The sequence below is a fragment of the Pseudomonas sp. MD330_10 genome, assembly GCF_042610415.1.
GTDB classification, from domain to species: domain Bacteria; phylum Pseudomonadota; class Gammaproteobacteria; order Pseudomonadales; family Pseudomonadaceae; genus Aquipseudomonas; species Aquipseudomonas rhodesiae.
This window is the reverse complement of the sequence record NZ_JBHGZU010000017.1, coordinates 23341-47705: the sequence shown is the minus strand read 5'-3', so window position 1 is coordinate 47705 and position 24365 is coordinate 23341. Positions and strand designations below refer to the sequence as shown.

At 62.1% G+C, this 24365-nt stretch carries 22 protein-coding genes and 1 pseudogene; 9 read left to right on the top strand and 14 right to left on the bottom strand.

Annotated features, from left to right (window positions below):
• Positions 1–21: 21 nt before the first annotated feature.
• The 3 genes and pseudogenes from ACFZPT_RS21540 to ACFZPT_RS21530 form a co-directional block, all read right to left on the bottom strand.
• A pseudogene (locus ACFZPT_RS21540) lies at positions 22–198 on the bottom strand (HAMP domain-containing protein); the annotation flags it as partial.
• Between the two features lie 995 nt (positions 199–1193).
• The gene (locus ACFZPT_RS21535) at positions 1194–2606 is read right to left on the bottom strand and encodes a PLP-dependent aminotransferase family protein (RefSeq protein WP_099313130.1); all 1413 of its coding nucleotides are present in this window, start codon (positions 2604–2606) and stop codon (positions 1194–1196) included.
• Positions 2607–2808: 202 nt separating this feature from the next.
• The gene (locus ACFZPT_RS21530; RefSeq protein WP_034096693.1) at positions 2809–3570 is read right to left on the bottom strand and encodes an SDR family oxidoreductase; all 762 of its coding nucleotides are present in this window, start codon (positions 3568–3570) and stop codon (positions 2809–2811) included.
• 228 nt (positions 3571–3798) lie between these two features.
• Between ACFZPT_RS21530 and ACFZPT_RS21525 the strand changes: the two genes are divergently transcribed.
• Positions 3799–4803: an NADP-dependent oxidoreductase gene (locus ACFZPT_RS21525; RefSeq protein ID WP_094066236.1), complete on the top strand. Its 1005-nt coding sequence runs from the start codon at positions 3799–3801 to the stop codon at positions 4801–4803.
• Between the two features lie 80 nt (positions 4804–4883).
• Here the strand turns inward: ACFZPT_RS21525 and pyrF are convergent, their stop codons facing one another.
• Positions 4884–5582, bottom strand: a complete 699-nt coding sequence (gene pyrF, locus ACFZPT_RS21520; protein ID WP_034096691.1) for an orotidine-5'-phosphate decarboxylase — start codon at positions 5580–5582, stop codon at positions 4884–4886.
• 259 nt (positions 5583–5841) lie between these two features.
• Between pyrF and ACFZPT_RS21515 the strand changes: the two genes are divergently transcribed.
• Positions 5842–6606: a response regulator gene (locus ACFZPT_RS21515; RefSeq protein ID WP_034096795.1), complete on the top strand. Its 765-nt coding sequence runs from the start codon at positions 5842–5844 to the stop codon at positions 6604–6606.
• Entirely contained in the window at positions 6606–7640 is a 1035-nt protein-coding gene (locus ACFZPT_RS21510; protein ID WP_034096690.1) for a HAMP domain-containing sensor histidine kinase, read from the top strand. The genes ACFZPT_RS21515 and ACFZPT_RS21510 overlap by 1 nt, the downstream gene beginning before the upstream one ends.
• Here ACFZPT_RS21510 and ACFZPT_RS21505 read toward each other — a convergent pair.
• The 9 genes from ACFZPT_RS21505 to ACFZPT_RS21465 all read right to left on the bottom strand — a co-directional run bounded on the left by ACFZPT_RS21505 (position 7637) and on the right by ACFZPT_RS21465 (position 15503).
• On the bottom strand, positions 7637–8698 hold the full coding sequence (locus tag ACFZPT_RS21505) for an AI-2E family transporter (protein WP_034096689.1): 1062 nt from the start codon (positions 8696–8698) through the stop codon (positions 7637–7639). The two genes, ACFZPT_RS21510 and ACFZPT_RS21505, sit on opposite strands and share 4 nt — an antisense overlap.
• Positions 8699–8772: 74 nt before the next feature.
• A complete protein-coding gene (locus tag ACFZPT_RS21500) occupies positions 8773–9591 on the bottom strand; it encodes a DUF4892 domain-containing protein (protein WP_099313129.1) in 819 nt (272 codons plus the stop codon).
• A 114-nt stretch (positions 9592–9705) separates the two neighbouring features.
• Positions 9706–10560 (bottom strand): alpha/beta hydrolase, encoded by an 855-nt coding sequence (locus tag ACFZPT_RS21495; RefSeq protein WP_040266362.1) that lies wholly within the window; start codon positions 10558–10560, stop codon positions 9706–9708.
• Entirely contained in the window at positions 10557–11360 is an 804-nt protein-coding gene (locus tag ACFZPT_RS21490) for an alpha/beta fold hydrolase (RefSeq protein ID WP_034096686.1), read from the bottom strand. The genes ACFZPT_RS21495 and ACFZPT_RS21490 overlap by 4 nt, the downstream gene beginning before the upstream one ends.
• Before the next feature lie 97 nt (positions 11361–11457).
• Complete coding sequence (locus ACFZPT_RS21485) at positions 11458–11901, bottom strand: hotdog fold thioesterase (protein WP_034112721.1); 444 nt, start codon at positions 11899–11901, stop codon at positions 11458–11460.
• Between the two features lie 31 nt (positions 11902–11932).
• Entirely contained in the window at positions 11933–13588 is a 1656-nt protein-coding gene (locus ACFZPT_RS21480) for an AMP-binding protein (protein ID WP_312406085.1), read from the bottom strand.
• Between the two features lie 85 nt (positions 13589–13673).
• Positions 13674–14123 carry a phosphohistidine phosphatase SixA gene (gene sixA / locus ACFZPT_RS21475; RefSeq protein ID WP_034096683.1) on the bottom strand — a complete coding sequence of 150 codons (450 nt, stop codon included), beginning with the start codon at positions 14121–14123 and terminating at the stop codon, positions 13674–13676.
• Positions 14120–14467, bottom strand: a complete 348-nt coding sequence (locus ACFZPT_RS21470; RefSeq protein WP_034096682.1) for a DUF4389 domain-containing protein — start codon at positions 14465–14467, stop codon at positions 14120–14122. Before ACFZPT_RS21470 ends, sixA begins: the two co-directional genes overlap by 4 nt.
• A 10-nt stretch (positions 14468–14477) precedes the next feature.
• Positions 14478–15503 carry an NAD(P)H-dependent glycerol-3-phosphate dehydrogenase gene (locus ACFZPT_RS21465; RefSeq protein WP_099313128.1) on the bottom strand — a complete coding sequence of 342 codons (1026 nt, stop codon included), beginning with the start codon at positions 15501–15503 and terminating at the stop codon, positions 14478–14480.
• A 195-nt stretch (positions 15504–15698) separates the two neighbouring features.
• Between ACFZPT_RS21465 and ACFZPT_RS21460 the strand changes: the two genes are divergently transcribed.
• The 5 genes from ACFZPT_RS21460 to fabB all read left to right on the top strand — a co-directional run bounded on the left by ACFZPT_RS21460 (position 15699) and on the right by fabB (position 22645).
• On the top strand, positions 15699–17819 hold the full coding sequence (locus tag ACFZPT_RS21460) for a TonB-dependent siderophore receptor (RefSeq protein ID WP_347979604.1): 2121 nt from the start codon (positions 15699–15701) through the stop codon (positions 17817–17819).
• Position 17820: 1 nt separating this feature from the next.
• On the top strand, positions 17821–18750 hold the full coding sequence (locus tag ACFZPT_RS21455; RefSeq protein WP_099313126.1) for an ABC transporter substrate-binding protein: 930 nt from the start codon (positions 17821–17823) through the stop codon (positions 18748–18750).
• Complete coding sequence (locus ACFZPT_RS21450) at positions 18747–20648, top strand: ATP-binding protein (protein ID WP_099313125.1); 1902 nt, start codon at positions 18747–18749, stop codon at positions 20646–20648. The genes ACFZPT_RS21455 and ACFZPT_RS21450 overlap by 4 nt, the downstream gene beginning before the upstream one ends.
• A 249-nt stretch (positions 20649–20897) precedes the next feature.
• On the top strand, positions 20898–21413 hold the full coding sequence (gene fabA, locus ACFZPT_RS21445; RefSeq protein ID WP_010211704.1) for a 3-hydroxyacyl-[acyl-carrier-protein] dehydratase FabA: 516 nt from the start codon (positions 20898–20900) through the stop codon (positions 21411–21413).
• Positions 21414–21424: 11 nt separating this feature from the next.
• Positions 21425–22645, top strand: coding sequence for a beta-ketoacyl-ACP synthase I (gene fabB / locus ACFZPT_RS21440; RefSeq protein WP_034096678.1), 1221 nt, complete (start codon positions 21425–21427; stop codon positions 22643–22645).
• A gap of 87 nt (positions 22646–22732) precedes the next feature.
• Here fabB and ACFZPT_RS21435 read toward each other — a convergent pair whose 3' ends face one another.
• Positions 22733–23755, bottom strand: coding sequence for an amidohydrolase family protein (locus ACFZPT_RS21435; protein WP_099313124.1), 1023 nt, complete (start codon positions 23753–23755; stop codon positions 22733–22735).
• A 141-nt stretch (positions 23756–23896) separates the two neighbouring features.
• On the opposite strand from ACFZPT_RS21435, the gene ACFZPT_RS21430 reads away from it, so the two are divergent.
• Entirely contained in the window at positions 23897–24313 is a 417-nt protein-coding gene (locus tag ACFZPT_RS21430) for an OsmC family protein (RefSeq protein ID WP_099313123.1), read from the top strand.
• Positions 24314–24365 lie beyond the last annotated feature (52 nt).

Below are 24365 nucleotides of genomic sequence, written 5' to 3'. Positions count from 1 at the left end.
GCCGATTTCATCGCGCCGGTTGACCTCCATCCGACCGCTTAAATCGCCATCGGCAATCCGCTGAGCCACGGAGATCACACTGCGCAGGGGCGCAACGATCAAGCGGGTAATCACCCAAGATGCAATCAAGCCCACCAGCAGGGCCAGTGCCGACGAGCCGATTATCAGCAACGCGCTTTTCTTCAATTGCGCCTGCATCGACTGATCTTCGGCGTTATAGGCCTGGTTGACCCGACTGACCACCTGCTCCGCTCGATCATGCAATTGTGTGTAAACCAGTTTTTCCTGAGCCAGCAGGTCCGTGTATTCGCCGAGTTTTTCGCCGAAGGCGGCAATATGTCCCGACACCTCGCCAAGTACGGTCTGGTAGCCCGCATCCTTGACTGAGGTTTTCAACTGCTCGACCTGCGCCAGGGCCTGTTCGGCCTGCTCGATCTTGCCTTGCTCGATATTGTCTTCGTCTACCTTACGGCTCTGATTCAGACGCACATGGGCTTCGTTCATGGCTTGCAGCATCAAGCGCGACACCTGGCTAACCTGACCGGCCTGCTCGATAAACTCGGCGCCCTCCTTGCCCTGGCTTTCCTTGAGCCCATAGGCACCGTCGTCCGCCAGACCGGCCTGCAACACATCAAGGTTGTTGGCCACGCTGGACACTGACCAACTGGCCATTTCCAGGGCCAGGTCCTTGGTCTGGGTCAGTTCGACAAACTCATCGAAAGCCTTGCGATAGGCGGCAAGGGCCTGCTCGACATCGGTCATGGCTGGCACATTGGCAGCGGATTGGGTTTTGAGGCTGGCCGCCTCAGCGGCCAGGGCATCGACGGCCTCATGCAGCGCGTCGACCGCCTTGGGGTCGGCGTGCAAAGCGTAGTCCTGTTCGATCAAGCGCACCTTGAGCAAACCGCTGTTGAGCGAGGACATGGCCTTGAGCCCTTCGAACCGTTGCCCGACGGTTTGCAGGGACCATACGCCGATGGCCGCCACTACCGCTGTCAACAGCAGCACCAGGGTGAAACCCAAGCCCAGTTTTTTCGCCATACCCAGGTTGGCGAAACGTCGTTGCACGGCCGAAATCATTGCACTTGATCCTCTTGCAATGGCAGATGCCATCAAGCCCGGTAGACAAGCAGCAGATTGGCAACGACAGGGGCCTCAACACAAGACACTGACGCCGGAATAATGGCAAAAAGCTACACGCCCGTCGTTTTCAGAATGGTCGAGGTCGATCTAGCGGGCCCCACGGCACGCATCAGCGCCAGAGCCCGTTGGTCTGAAGCATAGGCTACATTGATGCGCAGCCACTCACTGTATTCGCCGGTTGGGTTGAAAAGTGAGCCCGGCGAGAGCAAAACACCGAGCCGGCGGGCAAACGCCTGCACCCGCGAGAAGGCATTCGCCCCCGGTCGCGCCCATAGGAACATGCCGCCGGCGGGCACGGTAAACACCTCCCACTCTTCGTCTTCCAGCACCTGTAAGGTAGCGGCCATCTCGGTGCTCAGCCGCTTGCGCAAGCGCTGCACCCATTTGCGATAGGTACCGTTGGCCAGCAGCGTGCTGACCACCGCTTCGGCAAACCGCGAGGTGCCGAAACCGGTAGAGGTCTTGAGGATGGCCAGCCGGGCGATAAGACTTGCCTCCGCGCTGAGGTAGCCAACGCGCAAAGCACTGCTCAAGGTCTTGGAAAAACTGGCGACGTAAATCACCCGCCCTTCATGGGGCAACGCCGCGAGCCGGGTGCAGGTGGCGTGCTGCAGGTCGCCGTAGACATCCTCCTCAATGATCAGGAAGTCATCGCGACGGGCCAGTTCCAGTAGCCGCTCGGCCACGACACGGCACAGGCTGGAGCCAGTCGGGTTGTGATAAAGGCTGTGAGTGAACAAGCATTTTGGACGATGGCGCTGCAACAATGCTTCGAGCGCCGGGATGTCCGGCCCGCCCGGTGTGCGCGGCACTTCCAGCAGGTGCACACCATGGAACGCCAGCTGCCGGTAAAGATTGCCGTATCCCGGAGTTTCCACCACCACGCAGTCACCGGCGCGCAGTAACACACGGATCAGCAAATCCACGGCATGACTGGCGCCACCGGTGGTGAGAATGCAATCAAGACGAGTGTCGATATGAAGGTGCGTCAGGCGCTTAAGCAGTTGTTCACGCAACACGGGCAAGCCCAATGGCGTGCTGTAATTGAACAGCCCGGCGGTGTCGGTACGGCTGACTTCGCGAATCGCGTAACTGATGTCATCGCTTTCATGCCAGGCCTCCGGCAGCCAGCCGCAGCCTAGCTTCAACTCGCCCAGGGGGCTATCGGCAAAATCGCCCCAGTCGCGCTCGGCGCCTTCATACCATTGGCACTCATGGGCCACAGGCGGCTCGGCCACCATAAAGCCGGCGCCGTGCCTGTGGGCCAGCAATCCTTGGGCGACCATGCGCTCTAAAGCTTCGATCACGCTGGACTGACTAAGCAGGTTATCGAGGGCCAACCGCCGCACGGACGGCAAGCGAGTGCCGGGGCTCACCTCGTTCTTGCGAATCCATTGCGTCACTGCACTGACGATTTGCTGCACCACCGGTACAAGGGCTTGTCGATCGATCCCTAAATCCATGCGCCACTCACTTCAACTGTTTGTTTTCAACCCAACGAGTTAAGCACAGAAGCGCGTAATGACCGGTCGCCAAGATTTATTAAAGTATTGATTTTATTGAGTTATTTACCTTGTGATACATATTCGATCGCGGCGTTTAGCCAGCTCCGGAAACGCCCCACATCCCTCCCAGACCTTTTCGAATGGGGCGTCACACCGCGTCCTAAATCGCTGTTGCGCCACCGTCCACCGCTAATGCCTGGCCGGTGGTGAACGCCGCGCCATCGCTGCACAGGTACAGCACCGCGCTGGCGATTTCCTCGACCTTGCCGATACGCCCCACCGGGTGCATGGCGGCGGCGAAATCGGCCTTGCGCGGGTCGGCTTCATAGGCGCGCCGGAACATATCGGTGTCGATCACCGCCGGGCATACGGCATTGACGCGGATTTTCTTTTTCGCATATTCGATGGCCGCCGACTTGGTGAGGCCGATCACCGCATGCTTGGACGCGGCATATATGCTCATCTTCGGCGCCGCCCCCAGGCCCGCCACCGAAGCGGTGTTGACGATGGCACCGCCGCCCTGGGCCAGCAGCAGCGGCAACTGGTGCTTCATGCACAGCCACACGCCTTTGACATTGACGCCCATGATGGCATCGAACTCGTCCAGGCTGCCGTCGGCAAGTTTGCCCTTTTCGATCTCGATACCGGCGTTATTGAAGGCGTAGTCCAGACGCCCATACGCCGCCAGGGTCTGCGCCATCAATTGCTGCACCTCGGCTTCCTGAGTCACGTCGCAGCGCACGAACAACGCCTCGCCACCGGCCTGACGGATCAGCGTCACCGTCCCTTCGCCGCCGGCCACATCCAGGTCGGCCACCACCACTTTCAAACCTTCGGCGGCGAACGCCAGGGCAGTAGCGCGGCCGATACCCGCAGCGGCGCCGGTGACCAGGGCGACCTGGCCGGAAAACGTCATGCTCATGGAGGGATGTCCTATGGAGGAAATATACGTGGCTGGAGTCTAGCCAAGGTCATGATGCGCACGTCAGCACTATCAAAAGGCCGGTTGGCGCTGCATGAGCGGCAGTGATAAGGCGACTGGGCCTACCATCAGCGCGGCCTATCGACGAGCATTCGCACCTCTCGCCGACCTTGCTCCCAGGCCCGCCAGGGTCTATCACTGAGCATTCATTTCTAACGAGTCCCTGCCATGACCGCCCAGACCAATCGCCAATTCCTGCTCGCCAAACGCCCGGTCGGCGCCGCTACGCGGGATACTTTCACGTACCAGCAAGTCCCAGTGGGCACCCCCAAGGACGGTGAAGTACTGGTGCGTAACGAATACCTGTCCCTCGACCCGGCCATGCGCGGCTGGATGAATGAGGGCAAGTCCTACATCCCACCGGTCGGCATCGGCGAAGTAATGCGCGCGCTGGGCGTAGGCAAAGTGATTGCGTCCAACAACCCCAAGTTTGCCGTCGGCGATTACGTGAACGGCGCCCTGGGGGTGCAGGATTATTTCCTCGGCGAGCCCCGGGGTTTCTATAAGGTCGACCCAACGTTGGCACCATTGCCGCGCTATCTGTCCGCCCTGGGCATGACCGGCATGACCGCCTACTTCGCCTTGTTGGAGACTGGCGCGCCGAAGGCCGGTGAGACGGTGGTGATCTCCGGTGCCGCCGGCGCCGTGGGCAGCATTGCCGGTCAGATCGCCAAGCTCAAAGGCTGCCGCGTGGTGGGCATTGCCGGCGGAGCCGACAAATGTGCATTCCTGGTGGATGAGCTGGGCTTCGATGCGGCCATCGATTACAAGAACGAAGACGTACCCGCCGCCCTCAAGCGCGAATGCCCCAAAGGGGTGGATGTGTATTTCGATAACGTTGGCGGCGATATTCTCGACGCGGTGCTCAGCCGCCTGGCCCTCAAGGCTCGGGTCGTGATTTGCGGCGCAATCAGCCAGTACAACAACAAGGAAGCGGTCAAAGGCCCGGCCAATTACCTGTCACTGTTGGTCAATCGCGCACGGATGGAAGGCTTCGTGGTCATGGATCATGCCGCGAACTTCGCCGCCGCCGGGCAGGAAATGGCCGGCTGGATGGCGCAAGGTAAGCTCAAGAGCAAGGAAGATATCGTCGAGGGGCTGGAGACGTTCCCGGAAACCCTGATGAAACTGTTCAACGGCGAGAACTTTGGCAAGTTGGTGTTGAAGGTCTAAGCGCACTGGCCAAAAAAAACGCCTGCATCCCGTCGGTTCAGGGTGCAGGCGTTCTCGTCAGTGGCTCGCGCTTGACGTGATCAGGCGATCTCGGCAACCACTGCCGCCAGCGCCTTGGCCGGATCCGCCGCTTGGCTGATCGGACGGCCGATCACCAGGTAGTCGGAGCCGGCGTCCAGTGCCTGGCGCGGGGTCAGGATGCGGCGCTGGTCGTCCTGAGCACTGCCCGCCGGGCGAATGCCGGGGGTGACCAGTTGCAGCGACGGGTGCGCGGCCTTCAGCGCCTGGGCCTCCAGGGCCGAGCACACCAGACCGTCGAGGCCGGCTTTCTGCGCCAGGGCCGCCAGGCGCAGTACCTGCTCCTGAGGCTCGATATCCAGGCCGATCGCGGCCAGGTCTTCGCGCTCCATGCTGGTCAGCACGGTCACACCGATCAACAGCGGCTTGGGGCCGCTACGCTGTTCCAGCACTTCACGGCAAGCGCTCATCATGCGCAGGCCGCCGGAGCAATGCACGTTGACCATCCACACGCCCATTTCCGCAGCCGCCTTGACAGCCATGGCGGTGGTGTTGGGGATATCGTGGAATTTCAGGTCGAGGAACACCTCGAAGCCTTTGTCACGCAGGGTGCCGACGATGTCCGCGGCGCAGCTGGTGAACAGTTCCTTGCCGACCTTGACCCGGCAGAGGCTTGGGTCCAACTGGTCAGCCAGCTTCAGTGCGGCGTCACGGGTGGGGTAATCCAGGGCGACGATGATAGGAGTCTGGCAGGCGGACATTGGAATGGGCTCTCAGGCAAGTCGAAATCGGCGCGGATTGTAGCGCAAGCGACGCCGTTGCGGGATCCGATGATCGGTAAATACTGACCAAGCGTGCGCAGGCCGGCATTTCGCGCATATATTTCAAATCCGATACATTCACGACACGCCCCCAACACGCCCCGCCGCTAGCCTCGCTCGCACGACCCACCGACCAGCACTACCAGCCATGGGGCTGGGCGCCTATGCTGACCGCAATCACCTGGCAGATGACCGCACTATGCAAACTCCTTGCGCCCCTGTGAACGACGAGCAAAAAGACCCGGCCAGCGCCGACGATAAGCGCTGGACGACCCGCGCACTGGTGGTCGACGACGATGTGCCGATCCGCGAACTGCTGATCGACTACCTGGCCCGCTTCAGTATTCTGGCCACCGGTGTCAACGATGGCGCCGAGATGCGCCAGGCCATGCACGCCGAGACTTTCGACGTGGTGGTGCTCGACCTGATGTTGCCGGGCGAGGATGGCCTGTCGCTGTGCCGCTGGCTGCGGGCCGAGTCGGATATTCCGATCCTGATGCTCACCGCGCGCTGCGAACCCACCGACCGCATCATCGGCCTGGAACTGGGGGCCGATGACTACATGTCCAAACCCTTCGAGCCCCGCGAGCTGGTGGCGCGCATCCAGACCATCCTGCGCCGCGTGCGCGACGATCGCAGCGAGCAGCGCGCCAATATCCGCTTCGACACCTGGCGCCTGAACAGCGTGCTGCGCCAGCTGGTGGCCGACGACGGCCTGGTGGTGCCGCTGTCCAATGCCGAATTTCGCCTGCTTTGGGTATTTATCGAACGCCCGCGCCGGGTGCTGAGCCGCGAGCAATTGCTGGATGCCGCGCGCGGGCGTTCCATCGAAGCGTTCGATCGCAGCATCGACCTGCTGGTCTCGCGCCTGCGGCAAAAACTCGGGGATGACCCCAAGGCACCGCAGTTGATCAAGACCGTGCGCGGCGAAGGCTACCTGTTCGACGCACGGGACATCGGCTGATGCGCGGCACCTTCAACACGCTGTTTGGGCGGCTGTTCGGCGTGTTGCTGGTGGCCATTGTGCTGGCCCATGGGCTGGCGTTTTTCTGGTTTCACCACTACGGCCCGCCCCCGCCGCCGCCCGAGGAGACCTTTATCGAGCAGTCGGACGGCACGATGAAACCCTTGCCCAAGCATCAGCGACCCTGGTTCGGCGGCCCGGTGGTGCCCCTGACGTTTCAATTTATTTCGCTGATCATTGCCGCCTGGTATGGCGCCAAGCTGCTCAGCCGGCCGATACAGCGTCTGAGCGAAGCCGCCGAACGCTTGAGCCTGGACCTCGACAGCCCGCCGCTCAACGAATCCGGCCCGCTGGAAGCGCAACAGGCCGCATCGACCTTCAACCTGATGCAACGGCGCATCCGCGAGCAGGTCAGCCAACGCGCACGCATGCTCGGCGCGGTGTCCCATGACCTGCGCACGCCGTTGTCGCGCCTCAAGTTGCGCCTGGAGCAGATCGAAGACACCCGCCTCCAGGGCCAGATGCGCCAGGACCTGGACGACATGATCGGCATGCTGGACGCGACGTTGAGTTACCTGCACGAACAACGCACCAGCGAGACCCGACACTGGCTGGACGTGCAGGCGCTGGTGGAATCCCTGAGCGAAAACGCCCAGGACCAAGGCTGCGACGTGCAGTTTGCCGGCACCTGCGCACCGCTGCAGGTGCAACCCATGGCCTTGCGTTCGTGCCTGAACAATCTGATCGACAACGCCCTGCGGTACGCCGGCACGGCGCGTATCGAACTGACCGACAGCCGTGAAGCGCTGGTGATCCGGGTAATCGACCACGGCCCCGGGATTGCGGCGGACAAGCGCGAGGCGGTGTTCGAGCCGTTTTTTCGACTGGAGGGCTCACGCAACCGCAACTCCGGCGGTGTCGGCCTGGGCATGACGATTGCCAAGGAAGCCGTGGAACGCCTCGGCGGCCGCCTGTGCCTGGAAGAAACCCCGGGCGGCGGCTTGACCGCGGTGATGCGCTTGCCCAGGGCTTAAAGAGCCTGGTCGTCCCGACGGCCCTGGGCGTGAGTTGCGCTCCAATCCATCAACAGGCTATAGGCCACTGCGAGCAAGGTCGGACCGATAAACAAGCCGATAAAGCCAAAGGCAATCAAGCCGCCGAACACCCCCAGCAGCACGATCACCAGCGGCAGGTTGCCGCCACGGCTGATCAGGTAGGGTTTGAGCACGTTGTCCACGCCGCTGATGATGAAGGTGCCCCACACGCCGAGGAATATCGCGTAGGTGTAATCGCCCTTCCAGGCCAGCCACGCGGTGGCCGGGATCCACACCAGCGGCGGGCCCATGGGAATCAGGCTGAGCATAAAGGTGACGATGCCCAGCACCAGCGCCCCAGGCACGCCGGCAATAATGAACCCCACCAACGCCAGCACGGCCTGGGCCGCAGCCGTGCCGATCACGCCGTTGACCACCCGTTGCACGGTTCCGGCCACCAGTTCGATGTAGTAACCGGCGCGGTCGCCGATCAAGCGTTCCAGCAAACGATGGACGAACATCGCCAAACGCGGCCCGTCGCGGTAGAAAAAGAACACGAAGACCAGGCTCAGGGTGAGTTCCAGAATGCCCCCGCCGATCTGCGCGCTGCGCGCCAGCAGCCAGTTGCCCACCTGCCCCAGGTACGGTTTGAGGCTGACCATCAACGCAGCGCCCTGCTGATCGATGCTGTCCCACATCGCCGCCAATCGCTCGCCTACCAACGGGATCGCGCCCAGCCACGTCGGCGCCTCGGGCAGGCCATCGACCTGAATATCCTTGATCAATGCCACGGCATCACGCACATGGTCGGCCAGGTTGAACCCCAGCCATACCAGCGGCACCGCCACCAGCAGCATCCAACCCAAGGTCAGGATCGCGGCAGCCAGGGACTCGCGCCCACCCAGCCAACGCGTGAGCAACACCATCAGCGGCCAACTGGCAAATGCCAGCACCGCGCCCCAGAACAGCGCCGACCAGAACGGCGCCAACACCCAGAAACTGGCACCGAACAGCACCAGCAGCAGGATTTGCACCAGCAGGCGATCGTTATTGAGCATGGGGAATCTCTGAAAAAGGAGGCTTTAGGAAGAAAGATTAGGCGAACGGCGCGGGTCCATTCGCCAGGTGGCGATCAGCGTATCAGATGCAGGTGCAGACCTTGGGTTTCACCGTTGCCGCTCTCCATGCGCGCCGCGCGCACGCCCTGCTCGATCAGCGCCTGACGCCAGGCTTCGGCATTCGGGCCGCTGAGGCTTACGCGCAGGGTGGTATCCAGGTTAAGGCCACGGGAAATGAGGGTCAGCCACGTGGCGTCCAGTTCACCGTTCAATGCGGGGAAGTCCAGCTCGCCGGTGCTTTTGAGCTCGCGCAACAGTGTGGCCGAGGTGGGCAACAGGTCGCCCAGCGGTGTCGCGGCGTCCAATTGCTCGACGTGCAAGTAGGCGCGACGATTACCGCGGGTGATGCCGTACAGCGCGACCAGCGAATTGGCCTGGGGCTCGGCCAGGCGCACTAGCAGGTATTCCTGCTGGCTATCGGCGCCCACCAGCTTGGCGTTGCCGAAAACCTCGTTGGCCCACAGGCTACTTTCGCCGCAGTCCCGGGCCTTGCACCAGAACAGCAGTTGCGCGCCCTGGGCCTGCAACGCCTCGCGTGTGGCGGTGAACGCCGCACTGGAGCTGTGCTCGGGGGGCAGTTCATAGGTAATGGCGGTAGTCTGGCCCCGCGCGAGGGCCTGGCCTTCATAACGCAGTTGGCCGCTGATCTTGCGGATCGCGCCCAGGGGGTAGATGCGTTCTTTTTCTTCGGCGGGGCGATAATCGACAATCTGCGCGTCGACCTGACGGGCCACGGCGGGCAGGTCCTGGCTGCCCGGCACGTCGGCGGCGAACACCAACGGGCTGAATACGCATAACCCCAGAGCACGAATAGATCGGTTGCGCACGCTCATCGGATTGGTGAGCCCTGACCGAGGGTAAGCGTCGCGGTATTAAGATCGGTGTTGAATATGTGCATGGTTGACTCCCGTTCAATCCGCCCAGCCTCGGCAGTTGACCGCGCCAAGTCAAGGCGCGGAGAAGAACCGATTGAAACAGTCTGCAACAAGGACCGCGCCAGGCTCATCATTCAGGTGTAAATGATGGCCACCAGGCAGCGTGGTTACCGTAAAGGGTAGCTGGGAAAGCAATTCGGGATGTTTCGATAGCATGCCGTCGGCAGCGACCACCAACTGCGTAGGGCAGTCAACTCGCCGTATGAAGGCCATCGCCTGCTCATCGGTCAGGCGCATCGGCGAAGCCAGGGTCAAGCGACTGTCCGTGCGCCAGGTGTAACCGCCAGGCACCGGCATCAAACCGCGCTGGGCCAGCAGTTCAGCGGCCTCGCGGCTGACGGCTACCAAGCCTTTCATGCGCGCCTCGACCGCGCGCTCCAGCGTGCCGTACACCGGTTTACGTTTGCCCTGCAGGTTCAATTGCGCCTGCAATGCCATGCCTAGCCTCTCGGCCGCATTTTCGCCCGGCGCAGTGGGTGGGATCACACCGTCAATCAACCCCAGGTGGGTCACACGCTCGGGTAAGGCCCCGGCCAGCACCATGGACACAATGGCGCCGAGGGAATGCCCCAGTAATGCAAAACGTTTCCACCCCAGTTGCTCGGCCACTTGCAGCACGTCGAACACGTAATCCCACAAGGCATAGCCGGCGCCCACAGGGCGGTGCGCCGAGTGCCCGTGGCCGGCCATGTCCAGGGCCACAATGCGCAGCCCGGTCAACTTCGGCGCCAGGCGCGCGAAGCTGTTGGCATTGTCCAGCCAGCCATGCAAGGCGATCACTGGCAAACCGTCCTCGGGCCCAAACAAATGGGCGGCCAACTCGATATGGGGCAGGCTCAGGCGCACTTCTTCGACTGATGTGCTCATGCGCAGCTGCGCTCACGGGCGTCCCAACGGGCGAACAGGTTCTTGATCAAGGTCGCGGTATCCTGCGGGCGTTCGAGGGGGAACATATGGCCGCCAGGCATGGTGAGCATTTCGCCCATGGGCAAACGCCCGACGCCGCTGGCGTGGTGACGCATTACCACGCGGCTCTGCCGACCGCGCACCACCGCCAGCGGCACCTTCATCTGGCGCACTTGGCCAGGGCTGGTGTGGGGCACGCCGCGGTAGATGCTGATTTCGGTAGCCGGGTCGAAGCGCAGGCGCAGACGATCGCCCACCGTTTGCAGGCCATGCTGCAGGTAGGCGTCGAAGCAATCCGGATCGAAGCCACGAAACAGGGTCTTGCCGGCGAAGTAGCTGCGCGCGGCATCCAGGTCGGCGAACTCCTCGCGCCGGCCGAGGGTGCGCCCGGCCGGGGTCAGCCGGTCGATAAACCCAAAGCGCTTCGCGGCACGGATCACCCAACGGTCGGCGCGGGTCAGTACCGGGGAATCGAGCATCACCACGCCGCGATACAGCTGCGGGCATCGCAGGGCGGCGTGCAGGTGCAAAACGCCGCCCAGGGAATGACCCACACCCCACACCGGTTGCGGCTGCTGCTCCAGATGGTGGATCAGTTCATCCACCAGGTTCTGCCAGTTATCATCCACCGGAAACCGCGGGTCGTGACCGTGCTGCGGCAGGTGGGCCACCGTATATTCCGGGGCCAGGGCCGCAAAGAGCTTGCCGTAGGTGGCCGATGGGAACCCATTGGCGTGGGCGAAAAACACGTGCTGCGACATACCGGATCCATCTGCAATAACCGAACTCGATTGTCAGCATGCCCGGCAGGCACGGCAATGACTGTAACTGCCAGGAATGATGACACTCACGCCATGCCTATCGGGCCGGCGGGTTCTCGCCCAACGGCACCACGGCCATGGTCAGGCGCGAGATGCAGGTGGGCTTGCCTTCTTCGTTGCTCAAGCGGATATCCCATACCTGCGTGCTGCGGCCGATATGCACGGCCCTGGCCACCGCCGTTACCCGCCCGCTACGCACACCGCGCAGGTGGTTGGCGTTTACTTCCAGGCCCACGCAGTAGTACTTGCTGGTGTCCACGCACAGGTACGCGGCCATCGAGCCGATACTCTCGGCCAGCACCACCGACGCGCCGCCATGCAGCAGGCCAAACGGCTGGTGCGTGCGCGCATCGACCACCATGCTCGCGGTCAGGGACTCGTCGTCGAAGCTTTCGAAGCGGATATCCAACAATTCACCGATGGTGTTTTTCTGGCTGGCATTGAGGTGTTCGATATTTGGTTGGGTGCGCCACAGGCTCATGCAGGTGTCCTTTGGTGTTTTTATGATGACCCTAATCCTGCCACACAATCGCTTCGGTGCGCTCGCTCCAAGCGTGCAAATGTGCGCCGTAAGTCGCTTCGATCACGTTGCGCTTGATTTTGAGGGTGGGCGTGAGAAAGCCGTTTTCCACGCCCCATACGCCGCTGACCACCACCAATCGGCTCAAGCGCTCATGTTTATCCAGCGTGGCGTTGATCTGTTGCAACCAACGCTCAAGGCTGCCTTGCAAAGTCGCGCGCGCTTCGCTCGGGGCCGCTTGCGACAACACGCACAGGCCCATCGGCGCCGCCAGGCCATCGCCGACCACGCACACCTGCTCGATCCGTGCATGCTCGGCCAGGCGGTTTTCGATGGGCGCTGGCGCGACGTATTTGCCCTTGCTGGTCTTGAAGATTTCCTTGAGCCGTCCGGTCAGGCGCAGGCGCCCCTCGGCATCCTGCTCGCCCTTGTCACCGGTACGCAGGAAACCGTCGGCGGTGAGGGTTTCGCGGGTTTTATCCGGGTCTTTGAAGTAACCGAGCATGGTGGCCTCGCTGCGCACTTGCACTTCACCGGCGGGGTCGATGCGCACCTCGACGTCGGGGCATGGGGTGCCGATCCAGCCGATGGTCTGCTGGCCGGGGCGGCATACGTGGGAATAGCCGCAACTTTCGGTCATCCCGTACACCTCCAGTACATCCAGCCCGAGGCGCCGATACCAGTGCAGCAGAGCTTCGGGCACTGGCGCCGCGCCGGACAGCGCAACGCGCAGCGCGTCCAGCCCCAGGCCGGCAAGGACCTTGCGGCCTATACGCGGCCCGATAAACGGCAGGCGCAATAGCCTATCCAGGCGGCGCGGCGGCACCCTGGCGTAGACACCCAGTTGGAATTTGCTCCAGATCCGCGGTACGCCGAACAAAGCGGTGGGCCGCGCCCGGCGCAGGTCGGTTAAAAATGTGTCGAGGCTCTCGGCGAAAAATACCGTTTGCCCGGTGTAGATCGCCGCCAATTCCACGAACATCCGCTCTGCCACATGGCACAGCGGTAGGTACGACAGCAACCGATCGCCCTCCCCCAGGCCGAACAGTTGCGTGCCACGGGTGGCGGCAAACCCCAAGGCGCCGAAGCTGTGCATCACGCCTTTAGGCAGGCCGGTGGTGCCGGAGGTGTAGATGATGGTTGCAAGCGCCGTGGCATCGGGCGTCGGATCGTCCTCAATCGGTGCGCAGGCTTGTAGATCGGCCCAACTGAAATCGAACACGCCAGGCGGGCACAACGGCAGGCTAATGGTCGGGACGCCGTGGGGCACGCCAGGCGCCATGGCGGGCCAGTCGTCGAGCTTGCCGACCAGCACCAGCGCCGCCTCGGAATGGGTCAGCACATGGGCGACGGAATCAGCGGTGAGATTGGGGTACAGCGGCACTGAAACGTGCCCGGCCATCCAGATCGCCAGATCGGCGATGATCCAGTGGGCGCAGTTTTTCGAAATCAGGGCAATGTGCGAGCCGGGGGGCAACGCCCGCTCACGCAGCCATTGGGCGGCGCGGCGGGCCTGCTGGCCCGCGTCCGCCCAGGTAAGGCGCTGCACCTCGCCGCCGCCCAAGGGCTGCACCAGAAACGTCTTGTGTGGGTGACGGGTTTCTCGCTCGAATAACACCGGTAGCGGCAAACGAACAGCGACAGGCATGGAACGCGCTCCTCTGTGGTCCGACTATAACCAACCAAGCACTTGCTCGGCTGACTATAGAGCACCCACAAAGAAGATCCATCCCTTAAGGATTTTTTACGCTCACCAGGCTCATCAGCCCCGCCAACGCAAATTCGCCCTCCAGCTGCGCCAGGCTGGCGGTGTACATCGGCTGCGGCTGGCGCGAATGGCCGTGTTGCAGAAAGCTGATCAGATTGCCCACCAACGGTTGATGACTGACCAGCAGTACGTTGTCCTCAGCCTCCAGATGCGCCAGCACTTGCTCTGGGCTGCCCTCGGGTGTCAACCACGGCACCGTGCGAATGTCCGGCACAAAACCCAACGCCTCGCGCACCAGTCGGGCGGTCTGCTGTGCCCGCACGTAGGGACTGGCGATGATCGCGCCAAGGGGCTGACCGATCAGGTGCGCGGCGCTGCGCAATACTTCAGCGCGGCCACGCTCGGTAAGGTTGCGTTCGGCGTCGGTGCGCGCATGGGCCTCGGCCTCGCCGTGGCGCAGAATCCACAGCTTCACAGTTTCGGCTCTTCGTCGCGGACCGGGTGCGGCGCCGGTGGCACGCTGTGAGCCGCTTCGCCTTCGGGTACGCGCGGTGCCGGCCAATCAGCGAACGGCCAAGGCTTTTGCTCGGTATGGAAACTGCCGAAACGACCGATCTGCGCCAGGAACTGGCTGAGGCTGTCGCCGACATTCATCAAGCCGAGGTTCGGCGCGCCGTAGATCAGGCGATAAATCAATTGCACCACCACCAGCACACCGAGGAGGAACTGCGCCACTTGCCAGACCAGGGCAAACACCAGCATCCACAGGATGCGCAGGCCGATGGCTTCATACTTGGGGGCTGCTTTCGGATCGTTCATGGTGCGTTCCTCAGTTGAAACCACTGGTGGAAATAAAGTCGACGTCGGTTTTGGGCTCGGCCCGCATCAGCAGTTCGATGACCTGGTTCAAGGTGCGCCCTTCGAACAGGATCGCGTGCAACCCGGCGACCAGCGGCATATACACACCCGCCTCCTGGGCCTTGGCCTTGAGCACTTTGAGCGTGTTGACCCCTTCGGCCACTTCGCCCAGGCGCGTGACGGCCTCATCCAGGCTCAACCCCTGGCCGAGGGCGAAGCCCACTTGGTAGTTGCGGCTCTTGGGCGACGAGCAGGTGACGATCAAATCGCCCACGCCGGCCAGCCCGAGGAAGGTCATCGGATTGGCCCCCTGATTCACCGCGAAGCGGGTCATCTCCGCCAGGGCGCGGGTGATCAGCATGCTCTTGGTGTTTTCGCCCATGCCCAGTGCCACCGCCATGCCGGCGATGATCGCGTAGACGTTTTTCAACGCGCCGCCCAGCTCCACGCCAAAACGGTCGCTGCTGGCGTAGACCCGGAACGTGCGGCCATGCAACACCGCCTGGACGCGCTCGCACAGCGCTTCGTCGTCACTGGCCACCACGGTGGCGGTCAAGGCGTGCTCGGCCACTTCCCGCGCCAGGTTCGGCCCAGATAGCACGCCGATGCGGGCCTGGGGCGCGATTTCTTCGAGGATTTCGCTCATCAGCTTGAAAGTCTGCGCCTCGATGCCCTTGGTCAGGCTGACCAGCATCTTGCCCGCCAGGCGTTCGGCATGGGGCGATAGCACCGCGCGCAAGGCGCTGGAGGGCAGCGCGACGAAACACAGCTCGCAGTCTGTAAGAGTGGTCAGCAGATCGGTGACCGGCTCGACTGCCGGATGAATCTTGATGCCTTTAAGGTAGCGCGGGTTTTCCCGGTGTACACGGATGGCCTCGGCCTGTTCGGGATCACGCATCCACTGGCGCACCGGGTGGCCGTTCTCCGCCAGCAGGTTAGCCACGGCGGTACCGAAACTTCCGCCTCCCAGGACCGCAATAGGGCGCTGTTCAGTCATATGCAATCCGTTAATCCATACCAGTGGCGATGGCGGCATTATACGGAGCGACCCGCTTGCGGCCAGCCCCCGTGTCAATTCGCGCGTTTGTCGGAAAATGCCATGCTGGTGTGACGTAATTACGGGCGCGGCGAATGGCAAATGGCCGCGCCTCAGTTAACATGGGCGGCTATCCGTCATTATCAAGGCCGCACCGTGTATTTGGGCCCTCCTCCGCGTTCCTCTCTCTTGCTGATGCTGTTGTGCAGCAACGCCGTGCTGGCCGACGATCTGTTCCTCGACAGCCAGCCGCTGCCGCAGGTATTGACCGCCACGCGCCTCAAGCAATCGGCCGCCGCCGTACCCGGCAGCATGACGGTGATCGACAGCGAGTTGATCAAGGCCAGCGGCGCGCGGGACATCAGCGAACTGCTGCGTCTGGTACCGGGCATGATGGTCGGCTACACCACCGGCAATCAGGCGGCGGTCAACTACCACGGCACCAGCGCCAGCGACGCGCGGCGCATGCAGGTCTTGATCGACGGCCGTTCGGTGTATCGCGCGGGTCTGGCCACCGTGGACTGGAGCGACATCCCGGTGGCCATGGAGGATATCGAGCGCATCGAGGTGTTCCGCGGCCCCAACACCGTCAGCTATGGCGCCAATGCACTGATGGCGGTGGTCAATATCCTCACGCGCTCCCCGGCCAACAGCCACGGTTCGCGGGTCAAGGTGATTCGCGGCGAGCGCGGCATCAACGACTTCTATGCCAGCCAGGGCGTGGGTTGGGAGACCGGCGATCTGCGCCTGTCTTTGTCCGGGCAACAGGACGACGGCTTCGACAACGACGCCGCCGGCGCCGACCGCCGTGACGGCCGACGCCTCAACCGCTTCAGCCTGGCGGTCAGCCAGACGCTGAATGCGCAGCAAAGCATCGACTGGCAATTGGATGCCAAGGAAGGCACCAATCAGCGTCCATATACCTACAGCCCGGTGTTCGCCGGCATCACCGAAGGCGGTAATAATTCTGACGTTACCGCCAAGGACTACGCCGCTTCCCTGCGCTGGAATGTCGATTTCAACCCCGAACACAGCCTGTACATCCAAGGGTCGGCCCAGCAATGGGATCGTCGGCAAATCTGGAAAGCCTGCGACGCCAAGGTCTCGTTCAGCCCCGAGCTGACCCAGCTGTGGCAATTGAACCCCAACTACGCGGAAAAACTGGCCCGGCATATGGAGGTCTACAGCCAGGGCAGCGCACCGCCGGGCAGTGCCGCCGAACAAGCGCTGGCCAATCAGGTGTTGGATCAATGGCGCAACGGCGCCAACCAGAGCGTCTGCGGCGATATCGACCAAAGCACCCGCGAAAGCCGCTACGACCTGGAGCTGCAGGACACGCTGAGCCTGTCCGACAGCCTGCGCCTGGTCAGCGGCATGAACTACCGCTACGACCGCGCCGACTCCGACACCTACTTCAACGGCACCCTGGACGACACCACCTGGCGCCTGTTCGGCCAATTGGAATGGCGCGCCAGCGAACATTGGCTGCTGCAGGGCGGCGCCATGTATGAAGACACCCACCTGAGCGGCAATTCACTGACACCACGGGTGGCGGTCAACTATCTGATCAACCCGCGCCATGGCCTGCGCGCCGTGTACTCCGAGGCGATCCGCTCGCCGGACATGTTCGAGAACAACGTCAACTGGAGCTACCGCGTCACCAACCTGAGTTCCCCGGCGTTTGGCCAGACCTCCGCGCAATACTTCGTCAAAACCCGGGGGCCGGGTAACCTCGACAAAGAGCGGATGCGCTCGCGGGAACTGGGCTATAACGGCTTCTTCGCCGACCTCGGGTTGAACATGGACGTAAAACTGTTCTATGACGAAATCACCGACATGATCAGTTCGCCGTTGCGCAATAACCAATACATCGCCAGCAACGCCAACAGCTCGCGCTTTACCGGCGCCGAATCTCAGTTCGACTGGCGCGTGAGTAACGCCGACCGCCTGCGGCTGACGTATGCGTATGTCGATGCCAGCGCCAGCAACCGGTTGGACAAAGCGCAAACCGCGCGCAACAGTGGCTCGGCCGGCTGGCTGCGTGAATGGGGGCATGGCTGGTCCAGCGCGCTGTTCTACTACGGCGACGATGCGCTCAACCAATACCGCTTCGAACGGGTCGACTTGCGGGTGGCCAAGCGCATCGCGTTGGGCAAAGCCAATGTGGAGCTGGCCGGCATGTTGCAACAACGCCTCGACGACCAGCCGACCACCTGGGCTGATAACACCTACGACCAGCGCCATGTGCTGTATTTCAGCGCAGAGTTAGAGTTCTAGCATGACCGGCCCGTCACGGATGACTTCCCTTTCTATCCATAAGCTCTGGCGCCATTGTGCGCTGCTGGCGTGCCTGCTGCTGGCGTCGCCGACGTGGGCGGCCGAGATCCTGCTGACCGCCGCCGAAGACAGTGACGGTGTGCATGCTTTCACCCAGGCCCTGGCCCAACAACGTCCCGAAGACCACGTAACGTTCACCCCGCTCAAAGACTTACCCGCCCCCGGTCGCGTGCCTGCCAGCACGCGCCTGATCCTGCTGGACTTGGCCAGCCTCGATTGGCGCCTGCAAGACAACCTGGGCCCACCGACACTGGTGCTGCGTATCAGCCGGTTGCAGGCTCACCAGCGTCCGGGCGCCGCCCAGCATCCGCGCGTGAGCTTGCTGTGGAGCGATCCGCCTCTGGAACGGCAATTGCGCCTGATTGCCAGCATCCTGCCGCGAGCCCGCCGCATCGGTGTGCTTTACGGCACCGAGAGCGAGTTCCTGCTGCCGGAACTGCGCCAGCATGCGGAGCCCCTGGACATGACCATCGTGCCCCAGCGCTGGGACACCATCAGTGACAGTCGCCCGCTGCAAAACCTGTTCAGGAATAGCGACGTACTGCTCGGCCTGGATGACCCGCAGCTGTACAACCCGAAAACCGCGAAAAACCTGTTACTGAGCAGTTATGCCCAACAATTGCCATTGGTGGGCCCAAATGCAGGATTCGTGCGGGCCGGCAGCTTGGCCAGTACCTACAGCGACCAGGCCGATTGGCTGGCGGTGCTGGACCGCCTGCTCGACCACGCCCCGGCCAACTGGCCGCGCTCGCTGTATCCGGACCACTTCAAAGTCGTGGGCAACCCGCAAGTGGCGCGCTCACTGGGCATCGAACAGTTCGACGAAGCCAACGTCGCCGCCCGCCTGGCCGAAGGAGAAAAACGCCCATGAGCCTGCGCCGTCGTTGGGGCATCAACACCCGCACCCAGCTCATTACCTTGGGGCCGGCGTTGCTACTGACGTTGCTGTTGATCAGCTTCTTTACCTTCGTGCGTATCCAGGACTTGCGCCAGGAGCTGGATCACACCGGCCAATTAATCGCCAACCAACTGGCCCCGGCCACCGAATACGGAGTGATTTCCGGCAACAACGATGTGCTCGAAAGCCTGCTGCGCGCCACCCTGGCAACGCCCCATGTGCGTTTTCTGGAAATCCAGGACAGCGCCGAAAATATCTTGGTATATGTCGAACAGCCCTCGGAAAAACATGACCGCTCGCTGTCGGTAAAAGTGTTCCAGGCGCCGATCCGTCTACAGCACATTCAACTGGGCAATGACTTTTTCCAGGACAACCTCACCGAGCCCAAAGCCCCGCGCGCGGATTATCTGGGCCGGGTCATTGTCGGCATGTCCAACGATGCGTTCAGCCAACGCCAGCAGGAAATCCTGTTCAAGGCCGGGATTCTCGCGCTGTTCACGCTGCTGTTTACCTTCTTGCTCGCCCGACGCCTGGCCGCCAGCCTGTCCCAGCCGATCAGCGCCATGGGCAACGCCGTGAAGGCCATTCAGCAAGGCCAGTACAAGACGGCACTGCCGATTGTGGACGACTCGGAACTGGGTGACCTGTCGCGGCATATCAACAACCTGGCCGAAGGCCTCAACCAGGCCAGCCGCGAACAGCAGCAAGCCATGGCCCAGTTGATCCAGACCCGCGAAGAAGCCGAGCGCGCCAACAATGCCAAGTCGGATTTCCTGGCGATGATGAGCCACGAATTGCGCACGCCGATGAACGGTGTACTGGGCATGCTGCAATTGCTGGAAACCACCGAGATGACTGAGGAGCAGACCGAATACGCGGCGCTGGCCTCCGAATCCACCGAGCATCTGCTCAAGGTGATCAACGATATTCTCGATTTTTCGCGCATCGAGCGCGCAGCTCTGGAACTTGAACATATTCCGTTCAACCTCGCCGACCTGATCAACAGTTGCGCCCAGGCCTTCCAACATAGCGCCCAGCAACGAGGGCTAGCGCTGCGCTTGCCAATCCCGCCGGGTATGGACGCACTGCGGGTGCGGGGCGACCCTACGCGTATCCGCCAGATTCTAGTGAACCTGATCGGCAATGCGCTGAAGTTCACCGAACACGGCAGCGTCAGTGTCGAGCCGCACTGGCAGACCCTCGACCATGAACTGGTGTGGTTCACCTGCACGGTGCGCGACAGCGGCATCGGGATTTCCGCCGAACGCCTGGAATTGATGTTCGACGCGTTCCAGCAAGCCGACAGTTCCATTTCAAGACGTTACGGCGGCACCGGCCTCGGCCTGCCCATCGCCCGCACACTGGCCGAACGCATGGGCGGCACCCTGCGCGCCCAGAGCGAAGAAGGTCGCGGCTCGGTGTTTACCCTGGAAATCCCTCTGGCTATTGATCAGCAGAGCCTGCCGTCCATCGCCCCGGATGCCGAACGTAAAAATAGCGCTGGCGAAGGGCGCCATGTGCTGTTGGTGGAGGACAACCCGGTCAACCGCACGGTGGTCGAGGCCATGCTGCGCAGTCTGGGGTTTGAGGTGAGCCTGGCCACCGACGGCGCCGAGGCGATACGCAGCGCCGAGAGCCTGATTTTCACCGCGATCCTGATGGACTGCCGACTGCCGCTGATCGACGGCTACGAAGCCACCCGACAGATTCGCCAGTTACCCGGCTGCGCCGATTTGCCGATCATTGCGCTCACCGCCAATGCCTTGCAGGGCGACCGTGAAGCCTGTCTGGCGGCCGGAATGAACGATTACCTGGCCAAGCCGTTCAAACGTACGGATTTGCAGCATGTCCTGCAGCGTTGGGTGCAGTAATACGGCCTTATCAGCCAACTGCGACTGGCGTGAAAGGCGAAAGTGCGGCAGTCTTAGGCACCCAAACGGGCCCTTGAACGGGCCCGGTTTAAAATTTCAGTGAACAAGTGTACATTCAGTACCTTGACGCTGTGACTTTCACTACAACGCAATAGTCTATGTGTAGGCTGCCGGCCTGAGGCATGAACGCTTCAGTCGGTTCGGGAAGATTTGCCCTACCCTGCCGCATGGGATTATTGAGGAGCTCGCATGACCAAACAAAACGCCTTTACCCGGGAAGACCTGCTGCGCTGCAGTCGCGGTGAGCTGTTCGGCCCAGGTAACGCGCAACTGCCCGCCCCTAACATGCTGATGGTGGATCGCATCACCCATATCAGCGAAGAGGGTGGCAAGTACGGCAAAGGTGAATTGGTCGCCGAGCTGGATATCACCCCGGACCTGTGGTTCTTCGCGTGCCATTTCGAAGGCGACCCTGTCATGCCGGGCTGCCTGGGCCTTGACGCCATGTGGCAGCTGGTCGGTTTCTTCCTCGGCTGGCAAGGCCTGCCGGGCCGCGGCCGCGCCCTGGGTTCGGGCGAAGTGAAGTTCTTCGGCCAGGTCCTGCCGACCGCCAAGAAAGTCACCTATAACATTCAAATCAAGCGCGTCCTCAAGGGCAAGCTGAACCTGGCCATCGCCGATGGTTCGGTGAGCGTCGACGGTCGCGAGATCTATACTGCCGAAGGCCTTCGGGTCGGCGTATTCACTTCCACTGACAACTTTTAAGGGTTATCCGCATGCGCCGCGTCGTTATCACTGGTCTGGGCATCGTTTCTTGCCTGGGCAATGACAAAGAGACCGTCACCGCTAACCTGCGTGCAAGTCGCCCTGGCATCCGCTTCAACCCGGAATATGCCGAAATGGGTCTGCGTAGCCAGGTTTCCGGCTCCATCGACCTGCCCCTCGAAGAACTGATCGATCGCAAGATCTACCGCTTCGTCGGCCACGCCGCCGCCTACGCCTATCTGGCCATGAAAGACGCCATCGCCGACTCCGGCCTGAGCGACGACCAGGTTTCGAACGTGCGCACCGGCCTGATCGCCGGCTCGGGCGGTGCATCCACCCTTAACCAGATGGAAGCGCTGGATATCCTGCGCGAAAAAGGCGTGAAGCGCGTCGGCCCGTACCGTGTCACCCGCACAATGGGCAGCACCGTTTCGGCCTGCCTGGCCACGCCGTTCCAGATCAAGGGCGTGAACTACTCGATCTCCTCCGCCTGCGCCACCAGTGCACATTGCATCGGTACCGCGGTCGAGCAGATCCAGCTGGGCAAACAGGACATCGTCTTCGCCGGCGGCGGTGAAGAAGAACATTGGAGCCAGTCGTTCCTGTTCGACGCTATGGGCGCGCTGTCCACCCAGTACAACGAAACTCCGGAAAAAGCCTCCCGAGCCTACGACGCCAAGCGTGACGGTTTCGTCATCGCCGGCGGTGGCGGCATGGTGGTGGTCGAGGAGCTGGAACACGCTCTGGCCCGTGGCGCCAAGATCTACGCGGAAATCGTCGGCTACGGCGCCACTTCCGACGGCTACGACATGGTTGCGCCAAGCGGCGAAGGCGCCATCCGCTGCATGCAGATGGCCATGTCCACCGTGGATACCCCTATCGACTACCTGAACACCCACGGCACTTCGACCCCGGTCGGCGATGCCAAGGAAATGGAAGGCGTGCGTGCGGTATTCGGCGACAAGGCTCCGAAAATCAGCTCCACCAAGAGCCTATCCGGTCACTCCCTGGGCGCCGCCGGCGTTCACGAAGCGATCTACTGCCTGCTGATGATGGAAGGCAACTTCATGGCCGGCTCGGCCAACATCGAAGAGATCGACCCGGTCGTCGCCGATATGCCGATCCTGACCAAGACTGTCGAGAACGCCAAGATCGACACCGTGATGAGCAACAGCTTCGGCTTCGGTGGCACCAACGCCACCCTGGTGCTGAAGCGCTGGCAGGGCAAGTAAGCCCTGTAGGTTGTTCCCATAAAAAAGCCCCGACTGGTTCGGGGCTTTTTTATGGGCTTCGGAAAATCCTGGTGCAGGTACGGGGGCTCAAGGAGCGCCGTCATCTTGATTGCTCTTAGGCAGCACGGCCAGGAAGTTATCCCGCGCCACTTTACGGGCCACCGCTTCAGGCAGCGCGTCAAGAAAGGGGTCGAAGCGGTGCATTTCCTTACCCAGCTTATTGAAGCGTCCGACGACGTCAGAGCCCAGCATAAAGCGCTCCGGGAAACGCTCCACCAGGACCACCCACTCAGGCCGTGGCTTGCCCGCCTCGTCCAGCAGATAAGGCGTGAGCATGCTCCAAGACAAATCCACATACAGGTTGGGGTACGACTCCAGCAGACGGCTCAAGGTGGGCAATAGAAAGTCCATCTGCACCTGATGCCGGTGAATCTCTTTGCTGGTACCGGCATGCGCCCAGATAAACCGGGTGTGCGGGTGGTTGCGCAGCGGTTCTTCCACTTCGGCCAGGTACAGCGGGTTGCGCTCGCGCTTGGAGGTGATGTTGGAATGCAGCATCACCGGCAGGTCGTTTTCGGCGGCCAGGTGATAAATGCGGGTCATGGCCTCGTTGTTAGCGCGCGGGGTGTCGCCGGATGTCAGGGCCGTCAGATCATCGTGACGGGTGAACACCTCGCCGATGCCCTGCCACAGCCCCGGATTGAGGTCGAGCATGCGCTGGATATGCGCGTCGGAGTTTTTGTCATTGGGGTTGAAGCCAGACAGAAACGGGTGAAAGTGCCGGCGCTGGGCCGGGGTCAGCTTGTTCACCGCGGCCGCCACGATCACATCGGTGGCGCTGTACCAGTAGGCATCAGCATCATCGCCAGCGTAGTAGCGTGGGCGCTTGGGTTCGTCTTCATGCCATTTCTTGGCCACGGGTATGCCAGAAATCATCACATGCTCGACGCGATTTTCCGTCATGGCCTTGAGCAGTTTGTCCATGCCCGCGCTTTCTTGAAAGAAATCCACGTAATGCAGGTGCGCATCGCTGTAGGCATAGTCGCGCGCCTCCAAGGCGGTGCTGCTGCAGGCGACCAACAGGGCAAGACTCAAGCGGGTCCAGGGCACGGTAAGCTCTCGATAGGCGTGGGATACAGGTAGACCCTGCCCTCCCTTGCCGGGTTCATCCCAAAAAAAGCAGGAACACCTAAGTGCCAGCATGCTCTATAACTGCATGACCTTCATCCTGCCATCCCTGTGAGGTTTGCCATGTCTGTTATCGTCAATACGCTGAACACCGAAAACTATCGCCACAGCGTCAATATCAATCACCACGAGCTGTTTACCGACCTGCCCAAAGACCTGGGTGGCGACGACTCTGCGCCCTCCCCCCACGATTATTTCGACGCCGCGCTGGCCTCGTGCAAGGCCTTGACGGTCAGGCTCTACGCGCAAAAAAAAGATATCCCGCTGACCGGTGTCACCGTTGAAGTGACCCACGACGCCGCCCAAGAGCAAAAAGGCCGCTATACGCTCAACGTCAAGCTGACCCTCAAGGGCGTGCTCAGCGACGCTCAGCGTGATGAGCTGCACCACGTGGCCGATCGCTGCCCGGTCCACAAACTGATGACCACCGCCGACATCAACATCGAGACCACCCTCTCCGAAGGCGCCTTCAGCCAATAGCGGCAAGCTCCTGTCGAGCGGGTTATGCTCAGCGCATTCCAACCCGCTCAGA

Excerpts from the sequence above, each read along its gene's own strand:
- ACFZPT_RS21535 (WP_099313130.1), bottom strand. The coding sequence starts at position 2,606 with ATGGATTTAGGGATCGATCGACAAGCCCTTGTACCGGTGGTGCAGCAA.
- ACFZPT_RS21530 (WP_034096693.1), bottom strand. The coding sequence starts at position 3,570 with ATGAGCATGACGTTTTCCGGCCAGGTCGCCCTGGTCACCGGCGCCGCT.
- ACFZPT_RS21525 (WP_094066236.1), top strand. The coding sequence starts at position 3,799 with ATGACCGCCCAGACCAATCGCCAATTCCTGCTCGCCAAACGCCCGGTC.
- pyrF (WP_034096691.1), bottom strand. The coding sequence starts at position 5,582 with ATGTCCGCCTGCCAGACTCCTATCATCGTCGCCCTGGATTACCCCACC.
- ACFZPT_RS21515 (WP_034096795.1), top strand. The coding sequence starts at position 5,842 with ATGCAAACTCCTTGCGCCCCTGTGAACGACGAGCAAAAAGACCCGGCC.
- ACFZPT_RS21510 (WP_034096690.1), top strand. The coding sequence starts at position 6,606 with ATGCGCGGCACCTTCAACACGCTGTTTGGGCGGCTGTTCGGCGTGTTG.
- ACFZPT_RS21505 (WP_034096689.1), bottom strand. The coding sequence starts at position 8,698 with ATGCTCAATAACGATCGCCTGCTGGTGCAAATCCTGCTGCTGGTGCTG.
- ACFZPT_RS21500 (WP_099313129.1), bottom strand. The coding sequence starts at position 9,591 with ATGAGCGTGCGCAACCGATCTATTCGTGCTCTGGGGTTATGCGTATTC.
- ACFZPT_RS21495 (WP_040266362.1), bottom strand. The coding sequence starts at position 10,560 with ATGAGCACATCAGTCGAAGAAGTGCGCCTGAGCCTGCCCCATATCGAG.
- ACFZPT_RS21490 (WP_034096686.1), bottom strand. The coding sequence starts at position 11,360 with ATGTCGCAGCACGTGTTTTTCGCCCACGCCAATGGGTTCCCATCGGCC.
- ACFZPT_RS21485 (WP_034112721.1), bottom strand. The coding sequence starts at position 11,901 with ATGAGCCTGTGGCGCACCCAACCAAATATCGAACACCTCAATGCCAGC.
- ACFZPT_RS21480 (WP_312406085.1), bottom strand. The coding sequence starts at position 13,588 with ATGCCTGTCGCTGTTCGTTTGCCGCTACCGGTGTTATTCGAGCGAGAA.
- ACFZPT_RS21470 (WP_034096682.1), bottom strand. The coding sequence starts at position 14,467 with ATGAACGATCCGAAAGCAGCCCCCAAGTATGAAGCCATCGGCCTGCGC.
- ACFZPT_RS21465 (WP_099313128.1), bottom strand. The coding sequence starts at position 15,503 with ATGACTGAACAGCGCCCTATTGCGGTCCTGGGAGGCGGAAGTTTCGGT.
- ACFZPT_RS21455 (WP_099313126.1), top strand. The coding sequence starts at position 17,821 with ATGACCGGCCCGTCACGGATGACTTCCCTTTCTATCCATAAGCTCTGG.
- ACFZPT_RS21450 (WP_099313125.1), top strand. The coding sequence starts at position 18,747 with ATGAGCCTGCGCCGTCGTTGGGGCATCAACACCCGCACCCAGCTCATT.
- fabA (WP_010211704.1), top strand. The coding sequence starts at position 20,898 with ATGACCAAACAAAACGCCTTTACCCGGGAAGACCTGCTGCGCTGCAGT.
- fabB (WP_034096678.1), top strand. The coding sequence starts at position 21,425 with ATGCGCCGCGTCGTTATCACTGGTCTGGGCATCGTTTCTTGCCTGGGC.
- ACFZPT_RS21430 (WP_099313123.1), top strand. The coding sequence starts at position 23,897 with ATGTCTGTTATCGTCAATACGCTGAACACCGAAAACTATCGCCACAGC.